Origin of the sequence: Litchfieldella qijiaojingensis (genome assembly GCF_014651875.1) — a bacterium.
GTDB lineage: Bacteria > Pseudomonadota > Gammaproteobacteria > Pseudomonadales > Halomonadaceae > Litchfieldella > Litchfieldella qijiaojingensis.
Genome location: NZ_BMXS01000006.1, coordinates 44,821 through 55,980, shown reverse-complemented (window position 1 = coordinate 55,980; position 11,160 = coordinate 44,821). Strand labels below are relative to the sequence as shown.

Sequence of the window (11,160 nt, the reverse complement as noted above, 5' to 3'; positions counted from 1 at the left end):
GATAGGCCAGCTTCCAAGTGACGTGCGAAACCCGAGTTTCGGGCCTGCGTCAATCGTCGTACTGCGGATCCCAGCTTTGTGCCAGGCGTTCGGCCTGTTCTTCCCGGGCATCGTCGATGACTGACATCAGATCATCGATATCGACGCTGGTCGTATCGTGTTCGAAACAACCAGTGAGCGGGCTGTCCGGGCGCAATTCGCCGGCTTCGAACAACGCCCAAATCTCCTTGCCGTAATCGGTAATCAACAGTTCCGGAGCGAAGCGGCCGAAATAAGCACGCATGTTGTCGACATCACGCTCCAACATCATGGCAGCGTTGTTGTTACCGGCCGCATCCACTGCCTGGGGCAGATCGATGATCACCGGCCCTTGTCGGTCGACCAACACGTTGAACTCGGAAAGATCGCCATGTACCAGGCCAGCGCATAGCATGCGCACGACATCGGCCATCACTTGGGCGTGGTAATCGCGGGCCTGCTCCGCGCTCAGGGTGACATCATCCAGCCGGGGGGCGGCATAACCCTCGTCGTCGGCTACCAGCTCCATCAGCAGCACGCCATCGACGAAGCCGTATGGCTGGGGCACACGCACGCCGGCCGACGCCAACCGATACAGCGCCTCGACCTCAGCGTTCAACCAAGCTTGTTCCTGCTCTTTCTGGCCGTAGCGAGTCTTCTTCGACATCGCTCGGGCACGGCGGCTGTTGCGCACTTTGCGGCCTTCCTGGTACTGCACCGCCTGCTTGAAGCTGCGTTGCTTGGCTTCCTTGAAGACCTTGGCGCAGCGCAAGTGCTCTCCGCAGCGCACCACATACACCTGCGCTTCCTTACCACTCATCAACTGGGTAGTGACCTCATCGATCATGCCGTCGTCGACCAGCGGTTGTAATCTCTTGGGTACTTTCATGGTTCTTGGTAATCAGCCCTCTCTAGACACGAGCAATGTGCAAACCTTTTTCAGATGACCCGACGAGCACGGAACGAGCGTCCCTTTAGCTTCCCCTCGCTCAGCTTCCGCAGCGCTGCCTTGGCTACGTCACGGTGGACAGCAACATAGGCACTACGCTCCTGGACCTTGATCTTGCCCACCTGGTCACCGTTGATCCCACCTTCTCCCGTCAGCGCGCCGAGGATATCGCCGGGGCGCAGCTTGTGTTTCTTGCCACCGTCGAGCTGCAACGTCGCCATGCAGGGTGAGAAAGGAGCCTGTTCGCGTCCCCGACCGGTCGGCAGCGGCTCCGCCTCGAGTTCCTGACCGAGAAACTCGGCGAGCCGTGCCAGCCGATAGGCTTCCTTCTCGGAGAGAAGGGTATAGGCCACACCCGTGCTGCCAGCCCGGCCAGTACGCCCGACACGGTGTACATGCACCTCGAGATCACGCGCGATCTGATAGTTGAACACCGCGTCGAGCGCCTCGATATCCAGACCGCGCGCCGCTACGTCGGTAGCCACCAGGATCGAAGCGCTCTTGTTGGCGAACACTTCCAAGGTCCGGTCGCGGTCGCGCTGCTCGAGGTCGCCATGCAGTGCCAACGCACTAAAGCCATGCTCGCACAAGGCATCGGCAACCTCTTGCGTCTCACGCTTGGTGTTGCAGAACACTACGCTGGATTCGGGGCGGTGGGTGAGCAATAACCGATGCAGCGCCTCGAACCGTGCAGGCTCGTCCACTACGCGGTGGAAGTGCTGACGAATGCTGGAACTGTCGTGGGTCGAGGCGACCTCCACCATCACCGGCTCGTGCATCATTCGCTCGGCGATCAGGCGAATACCTTCGGCCCCAGCTCCTTGCAGGCCAGTGGCACTGAACAACAAGGTCTGACGAGTGGCCGGTGTCTTGCCGATAATGACCTCTAGCGCAGTTTGGAACCCCATATCGAGCATGCGGTCGGCCTCATCCAGCACCAGGGTGTCGAGCTTGGCCAGGCTCAGAGAGCCCTTGCGCAGATGCTCCTCCACCCGGCCCGGTGTGCCGACAATGACATGCGCTCCATGCGCCAGCGAGCCGAGCTGAGGGCCGAAGGGCGCGCCACCACACAGCGTCAGCACTTTGACGTTGGCCAGGGTTCGCGCCAGCCGCCGCAACTCCCCTGCCACCTGCCCCGCCAGTTCGCGGGTCGGACACAGCACCAGCGCCTGCACATGGAAACGTGCCACCTCGAGCCGCGACAGCAGGCCGAGGCCGAAGGCCGCCGTCTTGCCCGAACCGGTTTTGGCTTGGGCGATGACATCCCGACCCGCCAGCATTGCGGGCAAGCTCTCGGCCTGGATCGGGGTCATGGCGTGATAGCCAAGCGATTCCAGATTGGTCAGTAACGCCGGTGCCAATGGCAGGGAGGCAAAAGAGGAATCGGGCACGGTGGTGTCCCTGTGATGAAGGTAGTGGCAGTGCGGCGAACGGGCTAAATATGGGCCAAGACAGGCACCTGAGAACGGAGGCCGATCGAGACGGATGAAAGGCGAGCAGAATAACAGAGACGGGCCGGTATTGCCCGCCCCACGGACATGCTTCCCGGCAAATAACCCTGTTCCCGATTTCGGATGTTGAGTAAGATTTGCCCTTTCGATGGTGACTTAACGGGACAACGAGATGGGCAGGGCCTTCCAGAACCGCAAGGAATCCATGGCCAAGACGGCCGCCGCCAAGACCAAGGTCTACAGCAAGTACGGCCGCGAGATATACGTATGCGCCAAGTCGGGCGGTGTCGACCCGTCCGGCAACCTGGCTCTGCGCGGGCTGATCGACCGCGCCAAGAAGGATCAAGTGCCCTCGCACGTGATCGAAAAGGCCCTGGATAAGGCCAAGGGCGGTGGCGGCGAGGACTTCTCCCCGACACGCTACGAAGGCTTCGGCCCGGGCAACTGCATGGTGATCGTCGACTGCCTGACCGACAATCCCAACCGCACCTTCGGCGACGTGCGCGCCTGCTTCACCAAGACCAAGAGCAAGATCGGCACGCCGGGCAGTGTCAGCCACATGTTCGACCACTGCGCGATCCTGGCCTTCGAGGGTGAAGACGAGGACGCCACCCTCGAGGCACTGATGGAAGCCGATGTCGACGTGACCGATATCGAGAACGAAGACGGTAGACTTACCGTATTCGCGCCTCACACCGAATACGCCAAGGCCAAGCAGGCGCTAACCGACGCCTTCGGCGAAATCGACTTCGAGGTCGACGAGATCCAGTTCGTGCCGCAGACCACCACGCCGATAGAAGGCGACGACGTGGCATTGTTCGAGAAATTCCTCGACCTGCTCAACGATCTGGACGACGTACAGAACGTCTACCACAACGCCGAGCTGGAAAGCTGACCGATACATTCGCGGTCCATGCCAACAGCAGGGAAGCATGAAGAAGGGGGGCATCATGCCCCCCTTCGTCGTTCATAGCGCGATTGTCATCAAGCGGTTTTCTTGCCGCCGTGGCGGTGCATCTCGATCAAAGACCAGATGGCATCAACGCCTACCAGCAGGCCCATGACAACGCTGTTCCACATCGCCTCGGTGACGCCGGCATAGCCCAGCAAGAAGGGCGCGACGATCAGCCATACGCCCAGGGCCAGTAGGATCCATTCTTCCCATACCTGGGTCTTCCTGAGCACGGCAATGGAGAACACCACCACCGCCACACCGACAAGCACCGGGTTCCACATGAGTGCACCGGCGCCCGCCTCGGCATGACCGAAGACGAAAGGCGATATCACCAACCAGGCGCCGAACAGCAACATCAACCAATCACGCCAATGTGCTTTTAGCTGCAGGGATTGCATTTCACCTACCTCCCAACCGGATTCCGGTTGATCCGACCAAGCACCATCTTGGCAGCTTCTTTGACAGCAATATGGTCGATTTTGTGCATTTCAATGGCCATTTACCCCGTGCCATGGCCATTATTGCGATTCCCTGGGCAATCCGGCCACGTCCGTCAGGAAAGCGTCGATGCCTTCCAGATAGAGCGGTTCGCTTTCCAGAAAGCCGGTGTCGTGACTACCGCCGATCACCAGCATCTCCTTGGGCTCGCGAGCCGCTTCGAAGACGGCCTCGCCCTCGGAAAACGGGATGATGTCGTCTTCACGACTGTGGATCACCAATACCGGTACCACAATTTCTGTGACATAGCTGGCGATGTCGTAGTCGAAGCAAGCCAGCCAGCGGGCCGGCAAGAAGGGGTAAAGCCGCTGGGCCAGCTCGGGTACCGAACGAAACGGCGACTCCAAAACCAGCGCCGCGGGGGTCACCTCCCTGCCTAGTTCCGCCGCCACCGCCGCTCCCAGGGAACGCCCGAAGAGCACGATCTCACCGGCGGCAATGCCACGCTCCTCGCTCAACCAGCGCCAGGCAGCGCGGGCATCCAGTGCCGTGCCCGTTTCCGAGGGACTGCCCTCGCTCTTGCCGTAGCCTCGATAGTCGACGATCAACACCGACAGCCCCAGTCGGTGGAACTGCTCTATGGATGCCAGGCGATGGGAGATATTGCCGGCGTTGCCGTGAAAGAACAGCAAGCTGCCGCGCGTGTTCTCCGCCGGCACCCACCAGGCGTCCAGAGTCAGGCCATCGCTGGTTTTCAGCCGCACCGACTCCCACGCCATGCCTCTATCCGCCGGTGTGGCGATGTGCTCGCGCGCGTAGGGCAGGTAGAGCAAGCGATCCTGAAACGCCCAAACCAGCGCCACCACCAGCGCATAGGCCACGGCCAGCCAGGGTAGACGCAGCATACGACCCGCTCACTCTCGATACGGCTCATCGGTGCGCGGTGCGTGCGGCGCCTGCTCGTCCAGGGACTGCCGATAGCGAACGCACCCCCTGATGAATTCCGGCCATTCGGGCACCACTGGGATCGGATCACTGGTTTCCGGCAGCAGCCCCCATAGGTCGGGGTGATGCCAACACAGCTCGTGCCCAGAACAATCCCGATGCCGACGAATCCCCTCGCGCAACGCCTTCACTTCCGAGATGAGTTCTTCGCGTGTCATGTTTTCCAGGTCATCGTCCATCTCCGTCCTCCTCCCGCACCGACAATGAAAGATCGGCCATATTCAAGATTCAGACTAGCGCACCGGCGTTACGCCATTGGCGGCACGGCATACCAGGCACCGTTTGAATTTCATCACTGGACAGCGCTTCGGAGTCAACGGCGGACGAGTGTTCTAAAGGCTGACACGAACTCTCGCAGTACCGTCAGTAGCCGTTCGAGCCGATGATTCAATAGGCTGACAGATGCCGTCGTGCACGACGATACTGGCCGGGTGTTCCAGATTGCCAGCGTGCCCAGGTTCGGCGCAGGCTACGTTCGGCCTGAAAGCCGCAACGCTCGGCGATTTCCGCCAAGCTGAACCGGGTTTGTTCCAGCAGTTGCCGGGCCAGTTCCAGGCGGGCCTGCTGAAGATAGTCCTGCAAGGAAATGCCGGTGGCCTGCTGGAACAAACGACGCAGGTGCCGTTCGCTCAGATGCACGCGCTTGGCCAGTTCCGCCTGAGTCCAGCCATGGCCGGGCTGGGCCATGATCAGGTCCTGTACTGCATGAACGCGACTTTGCAGATGGTTGCGATGGTCCAGCCAGAAGCTGAGTTGGGCTTCGTGCCCGGACCGGCGCTGGTAGAGCACCAGTTCGCGCGCGATGGCTACGGCTGTTTCCTGCCCCCAATGGTCCACCACCAACTGCAGGCAGAGATCTAGACCGGTGGTGATGCCGGCGCTGGTCCACAAGTCGCCATCACGCACGAAGATGCAATCGTCCTGGACCAGCGCCTTGGGTGCCAAGCGTCGCAATGTATCCGTCAGGTCGTGATGGGTGGTGCAGCGGCGACCGTCCAGCAGACCGGCGCGAGCGGCTAGCAGGGTACCGGAACAAATGCCGGCCACCAGTTCATACTGATTGCTCATCCTGCGCAGCCATTGCTCCACCGCCCGGTACTCCAGCGCATCGGGATCGGTACGGCGCGAACTGGTGCCGATGAGCATCAGCCAAGCGCCTCCTTCCAGGCTGTCCGGCAACGGTTCGAGACGACTCAGATGCAATCCCTGATGGGCCCGCAATTCCGTGGTGGGTGCGATATAACGCAACCGGACACAATCCGCCAACGCTCGATGAGCAAAGATCTGGGCCGGTGCGGCCAGGTCCAGCAAATGGACCTCGGGCAGCACCAGCAGATAGAGGTCACGCGGCCGATTCATAGTCCTCCACGAAGCGTATCCGAGCGAAGCGGCCGTTCAGCACCAGGGCCGTATGGGATCGAATGGAGGACGTTGGAACGATCTCGCCTGTCAGCGGGTGTTGCATCGGGAACGTCAGCGTCGCATCCAATACGAAATCCACGTCATAGCCCAAGTCGGAAGCCACCCGAGTGGTGGTTTCACAGCATTGCTCGGTGCGAATGCCGCTGATCACCAACCGGGTGATGCCCTGCTTTTCCAGCCAATCCTGCAGACTGCTGTCGGTCAGGGCATTGTGCACATGCTTGTTGAACACCGGATCATCCGCCGCACGCTCGACAAAGTTCATTACCCGGACATATCCGGACATAGGGGAAAACACACCTTCCGCCTCGTTGTGCAGGATAAAGACCACCGGCCAGCCCCGCTGGCGAGCCTGCCGGATCAACCGGTTCTGCCGTTCGGCATAGTCAGCGAACTCGCTCTCGTCCCAATAATCCCTGTGCTTAAAGGATTCCTGCACATCGATGACCAACAATGCCGTTTTGCTCATGAGCGTTCCCCTCGGATCGTGATGGTTTGGAAGGGACACTGTAGAGGGAACGGGTATATCGGATAATGCCGGGGCCGGTCTAAAAACGGACCGATTAGGCCATTTTTAAGGCTCAGACGAACTCTCGCAGCACCGTCAGTAACCGTTCGGCATCGCTGGTGTCGTTGTAGACATGCGGTGCGATACGCAGGGCATCGCCGCGCACGCTGACGAAAACCTGCTCCTCCTCGAGGCGCTTGGACAGTGTCTCGGGGATGCTGCCACCCGGTAGGCGTACGCCGAGCATATGGCCGACGCGATGGTCGGCCGGGATCACCGTACAGCCCATCGCCAATGCCTCACTGGCGATGATCGAGGGAATTGGCGCCAAACGACTGGCTGGCATCGACGACTAGAGCAGCACCGACGCTGCGGGCACGCTCGCCCACCCGTACGAGGTCGACGAACGCACCGTCGGTCCAGGGGCAGTAGTGGCGGCAGAGACGCCGCACGAGAGTTTAAGCTTAGTCCACCCCCTACGACTCGCTGTACTTCCGGCGGCTGCCGCGTACCCGCTCCGCCGGGTAGCGCTGTTCGTTCCTGGCGATCTTGTCTTCGACCGCCTGCAGCAGATCGATTCCGAGCTTTTCGCTGAGCATCAGCAGGTAGATCTGCACGTCGGCGATCTCCTCGCGTATGCCGTCGAGCTCCGTTCCACACAGTTCCCTGGATTCCTGCTCCGTTAGCCACTGGAAATGCTCTGTCAGTTCGCCCACTTCGCCGGTCAGCGCCATCACGAGGTTCTTGGGCGAGTGGAACTGCCCCCAATCGCGTGCGCGAGCGAATTCGCGAAGGCGCTCCCGGATCAGCGCCAGGCGGTCAGTCGAATCGGGTTCTGCCATGGCAGCCTCCCTATTTGTCCGTCTTGTCGCAGCCCATCACGCCGCCCTTAGCCCAACCCTCGCCATCGATCTCGCTGAAGAACACCTGAACCGAATCCTCCTTCGCCCCGTAGACTTCCACGAAGGCCTCGGTAATGCGCCGCGCCAGCTCTCGCTTCTGCTCTAGCGGACGGGGAAACTGCTGAATCGTCACAATGGGCATGCTTGGCTCCTGTTGCAGAAAAGATCCTATGCTCGAATGAACTGCCGGGGGCGCTCAGGAAGCGATGAACGCCTGATACACCTCCCAGGCGTCCTCGACACCCGCTTCCAGAATGCGTTCGCCATGCTCGACGCTGGCAAGCGACGGATCCGAGCCCATGCGACCGTCCGGAAAGCGCTGGCGGAAGGTGACGGCATCGCACATGGCGCTCCCGCTGGGAGCGATGCGTGGCGACATCTCCACCTGCTTGACCGCCTCTGGCCGGGCAAACCAGGACAACGACACCTCCGTAGGCGTGGCGTGGCCGCCCTCGGCATCGCCGTACAGCGACTCGGCCAGCTCATGCACTCGCTTGCCCATGAACCAGTTGAACAGGGTGAGATTAAGCGCGCCACGCGCTTGCTCGTGACCGGCACCGTTCAAACTGCGTTCGGCATGAATCTCGGCAAAGGCGGCCTGGACGGTGGCGATGTTGCCGCCATGGCCGTTGAGGAAGAACACATGCGTGAAACCATGGCGGACCAGAGAATCGACGGTATCGCGCAACACGGCAGCCAAAGTGCTCGGGCGCAGGCTGATGGTGCCGGGAAAAGCCAGATGATGTTGCGCCATGCCCAAGCTCTGGGTCGGCCCGACCAGTACGTCATGACGCTCGCCCAATGCCCAGGCGATTGCCTCCGGGCAAATCGCATCAGTACCCACCAGCCCGTTGGGACCATGCTGCTCGGTGGAGCCAATCGGTACGATGATGCCCGTGGAGCGTTGCAGGTAGGCTTCCACCTCCTGCCAGGTGGCGTGTTGCAGGCGCATGGCGGCTCCTGTTTTCTCTGGTGGTTTTGATGGCCGGAAGGGAATGTCCCTTGAGTCCCTGTTCCTTCCAGCCGTTGAATAACGCGCCTGCGCCTCGCTGTCCACTCAGATGTTCGAGGAACCAGCGGTCGGCTTGGCTCAGGCCGTGGCAGCCTGGAACTGAGCGAGCAAAGCACATGTCGATCTTCGGTGATGAAAAGCGCGTGAATCCATTGCACCTTGGGATAGCACTTACAGTAGGCCACCGTCACGCCCGTGAGGTATTTTGATCGTGTCGAATAGAGGGACAGGTTACTTCCTTTTTCAAAATTTCACCGACAACTATAATGAATTGACCCATGCCGGACGCCACCGACGGCGACCTACAGGCCAAGCGGCAAGAATCGAGGCTTGCACCAACCGGTCAAGCCCCTTTCCCCACGCGACACCTTCCCCCGCAGCGAGCCGGCCATGGCAGGGTCACCTTGTGTCTACTTCACGGTTCACGCGCTATTGCACCGCCCGTGCCTGGCGATGCGGCGTATCATCGAGGAATAAGGCCATGAAAAAATCCGGTGTCGATGGGTTTCACACCTTGGGACTGGCATCCACACTGCTGCTGGCATTGGCAACGACTTCCACACTGGCCGCGGAGGGAAACGTCCTGGCCGGGGAGCCGGTCGCCGTCGGCAACGGCCTGGCTCGAGTAGTCGTTACTCAAGACACAGGCGGGATACCGACGTCCATCGCCGTTGCCCTGACGGGAGGCGCTCTGGAGGGTCTACCGGCGCCACAACCCGACCAGGAAGCATGGTTATACCTCTTGCCTCTACCGGAGGGTGTCTCACCGACGGGGTACGACCATGTTCTCCTGGACTGGAACCCCGCTGGGCATATTCCTGACGGCGTCTATTCGGTCCCCCACTTCGACATGCACTTCTATCTCATCAACGATGCTGAACGGCAGGCCATCACCTTCCTGGGGCCTGACCGGGAACAGCGACTCGCGCCCCCGAACGACTCACTGGTACCAGCCGGTTACGTGGTACCTCCCGAGACGGCCGTCGAGCGGATGGGTGTCCATGGCGTCGACCCCGCCGGCCCCGAATTCCAGGGCCAACCGTTCACCCATACCTTCATCTATGGTTACCATGCCGGACAGCTCATTTTCCTGGAGCCGATGGTTACTCTGGATTTCCTACGCTCACGGCCCGACACTACCATGCCGGTGAAGACGCCCGCCCTGTACAGCCTGTCCGGCTACTACCCGACCCAGTATCGCGTGGGTTTCGACCCCGTGCACGATGAATACCGGATCGAACTTCTCGGACTGCGCCACTTCAACGCAGAGCTGCAAACCGTCCAGCATTAAGGAAGCCTTGGCAACAATGGCGGATCGGTAGATGTGAGGGACACGACCGTCACTGGTCGTGTCCCGCTTTCCTCATTGCCGGAATAACGGATATCGTTGAGTGACTGACGAACGCGTTTACCGGGACAGGATCCGCCGTGATAACACTCCGACCACAACGGCTCTGGCTCGTCCGTCTCAAGAATGGCTTTCAGGCCCTGCTGATCATGGCAGGCCTGGCACTGGTGCTATCCGTGCCTGGTTATCTCCTTGCTGGCACTGGCGGAGTGATCATGTCCTTCGTGGCGGTGGCGATTGCAGCGCATTTCAGTAGCTGGGTGCCGGCGCGAATCATTCTGGCCAACGCCGGCGCTGGGCTGCTGCGTCGGCACCACGCCCCGGAACTCTATGGGGTACTCGATATCCTCTATCAACGTGCCGGTCTGGAAATCGAACCACAGCTTTACTATTCCCCATCACGCGACCTCAATGCCTTTGCCGTCGGCGACCGGCGTGACGGCGGCATTGCCATTACCGCTGGCCTGCTCAGGACGCTTGATCTTCGCCAACTGGCTGCCGTGCTGGCCCACGAAGTCAACCATTTGCAACATGGGGACACGCGGGTCATGTCGATGGCGGCCGCCATGACCCGGCTCACTTTCTGGCTAGCGACAGTCGTACAAATATCCCTGCTTCTGCTGCTGCCGCTGATCATGACGGGCGAAGGGGAGCTACCCTGGTTACCGCTGTTGCTGGTAGCGCTTTCCCCGACCCTCAGCACCCTGCTCCAGCTCGCGCTTTCGCGTAACCGCGAATACACCGCCGACCTGGAAGCTGCAGCCATTACCGGTGACCCTTATGGCCTGGCATCCGCCCTGGATGTGCTGGAACGCCACAACGGCAGTTGGCTGACGACACTGTTTGGCCGGCAGCCCCCGGCATGGATCCAATGGCTGCACACTCACCCACCGACCCACAAGCGCATCCGCCGGCTACACGACATCGGCGGACTGCCACGTCACTCCGACAGCCGCCCAAGCATCCGGCTCCCCGAGGTCGACCGCCCGCTGATTATCCAGCGTCCCGGCCCGGCGGGTGGCCGCTACTGGATTCTTCGCCGACGCTGACATTAGCCGCCGTAAGAACGCGTAGCGATTGCAAGTCTATCCAGGCGGCTGAAATCTAGTATGATCAACTTGCAACATCCTCAAATATGGAGCAGCAAACACG

General features: G+C 60.9%; 14 protein-coding genes. 3 read left to right on the top strand and 11 right to left on the bottom strand.

Annotated features, from left to right (window positions below):
• Positions 1 to 49: 49 nt before the first annotated feature.
• Both IE093_RS08055 and dbpA read right to left on the bottom strand, forming a co-directional pair.
• Complete coding sequence (locus IE093_RS08055; RefSeq protein ID WP_189467966.1) at positions 50 to 907, bottom strand: PA4780 family RIO1-like protein kinase; 858 nt, start codon at positions 905 to 907, stop codon at positions 50 to 52.
• A gap of 50 nt (positions 908 to 957) precedes the next feature.
• Positions 958 to 2,358: an ATP-dependent RNA helicase DbpA gene (gene dbpA, locus IE093_RS08050; RefSeq protein WP_189467964.1), complete on the bottom strand. Its 1,401-nt coding sequence runs from the start codon at positions 2,356 to 2,358 to the stop codon at positions 958 to 960.
• A 232-nt stretch (positions 2,359 to 2,590) separates the two neighbouring features.
• Here dbpA and IE093_RS08045 point away from each other — a divergent pair, with 232 nt between their 5' ends.
• Positions 2,591 to 3,313, top strand: coding sequence for a YebC/PmpR family DNA-binding transcriptional regulator (locus IE093_RS08045; protein ID WP_189467962.1), 723 nt, complete (start codon positions 2,591 to 2,593; stop codon positions 3,311 to 3,313).
• Between the two features lie 89 nt (positions 3,314 to 3,402).
• Here IE093_RS08045 and IE093_RS08040 read toward each other — a convergent pair whose 3' ends face one another.
• The 9 genes from IE093_RS08040 to IE093_RS08000 all read right to left on the bottom strand — a co-directional run bounded on the left by IE093_RS08040 (position 3,403) and on the right by IE093_RS08000 (position 8,600).
• The gene (locus IE093_RS08040) at positions 3,403 to 3,771 is read right to left on the bottom strand and encodes an SPW repeat protein (protein WP_189467960.1); all 369 of its coding nucleotides are present in this window, start codon (positions 3,769 to 3,771) and stop codon (positions 3,403 to 3,405) included.
• Positions 3,772 to 3,891: 120 nt separating this feature from the next.
• Positions 3,892 to 4,716, bottom strand: coding sequence for an alpha/beta hydrolase (locus IE093_RS08035; RefSeq protein ID WP_189467958.1), 825 nt, complete (start codon positions 4,714 to 4,716; stop codon positions 3,892 to 3,894).
• Between the two features lie 9 nt (positions 4,717 to 4,725).
• Positions 4,726 to 4,995 carry a hypothetical protein gene (locus IE093_RS08030; protein ID WP_189467955.1) on the bottom strand — a complete coding sequence of 90 codons (270 nt, stop codon included), beginning with the start codon at positions 4,993 to 4,995 and terminating at the stop codon, positions 4,726 to 4,728.
• Between the two features lie 208 nt (positions 4,996 to 5,203).
• Entirely contained in the window at positions 5,204 to 6,175 is a 972-nt protein-coding gene (locus IE093_RS08025; RefSeq protein WP_229803385.1) for a GlxA family transcriptional regulator, read from the bottom strand.
• The gene (locus IE093_RS08020) at positions 6,159 to 6,707 is read right to left on the bottom strand and encodes an isochorismatase family protein (protein WP_189467953.1); all 549 of its coding nucleotides are present in this window, start codon (positions 6,705 to 6,707) and stop codon (positions 6,159 to 6,161) included. Before IE093_RS08020 ends, IE093_RS08025 begins: the two co-directional genes overlap by 17 nt.
• 112 nt (positions 6,708 to 6,819) lie before the next feature.
• A complete protein-coding gene (locus tag IE093_RS08015; protein WP_189467951.1) occupies positions 6,820 to 7,092 on the bottom strand; it encodes a hypothetical protein in 273 nt (90 codons plus the stop codon).
• Between the two features lie 130 nt (positions 7,093 to 7,222).
• Positions 7,223 to 7,588 carry a nucleotide pyrophosphohydrolase gene (locus tag IE093_RS08010; protein ID WP_189467949.1) on the bottom strand — a complete coding sequence of 122 codons (366 nt, stop codon included), beginning with the start codon at positions 7,586 to 7,588 and terminating at the stop codon, positions 7,223 to 7,225.
• Between the two features lie 10 nt (positions 7,589 to 7,598).
• The gene (locus IE093_RS08005; protein WP_189467947.1) at positions 7,599 to 7,790 is read right to left on the bottom strand and encodes a tautomerase family protein; all 192 of its coding nucleotides are present in this window, start codon (positions 7,788 to 7,790) and stop codon (positions 7,599 to 7,601) included.
• A gap of 54 nt (positions 7,791 to 7,844) precedes the next feature.
• On the bottom strand, positions 7,845 to 8,600 hold the full coding sequence (locus tag IE093_RS08000) for a creatininase family protein (RefSeq protein WP_189467945.1): 756 nt from the start codon (positions 8,598 to 8,600) through the stop codon (positions 7,845 to 7,847).
• 541 nt (positions 8,601 to 9,141) lie between these two features.
• Here IE093_RS08000 and IE093_RS07995 point away from each other — a divergent pair.
• Together IE093_RS07995 and IE093_RS07990 are read left to right on the top strand one after the other, a co-directional pair.
• Positions 9,142 to 9,951 carry a DUF5602 domain-containing protein gene (locus IE093_RS07995; protein WP_189467943.1) on the top strand — a complete coding sequence of 270 codons (810 nt, stop codon included), beginning with the start codon at positions 9,142 to 9,144 and terminating at the stop codon, positions 9,949 to 9,951.
• Positions 9,952 to 10,088: 137 nt separating this feature from the next.
• The gene (locus tag IE093_RS07990) at positions 10,089 to 11,057 is read left to right on the top strand and encodes a zinc metalloprotease HtpX (RefSeq protein ID WP_229803383.1); all 969 of its coding nucleotides are present in this window, start codon (positions 10,089 to 10,091) and stop codon (positions 11,055 to 11,057) included.
• The last annotated feature ends 103 nt before the right edge of the window (positions 11,058 to 11,160 follow it).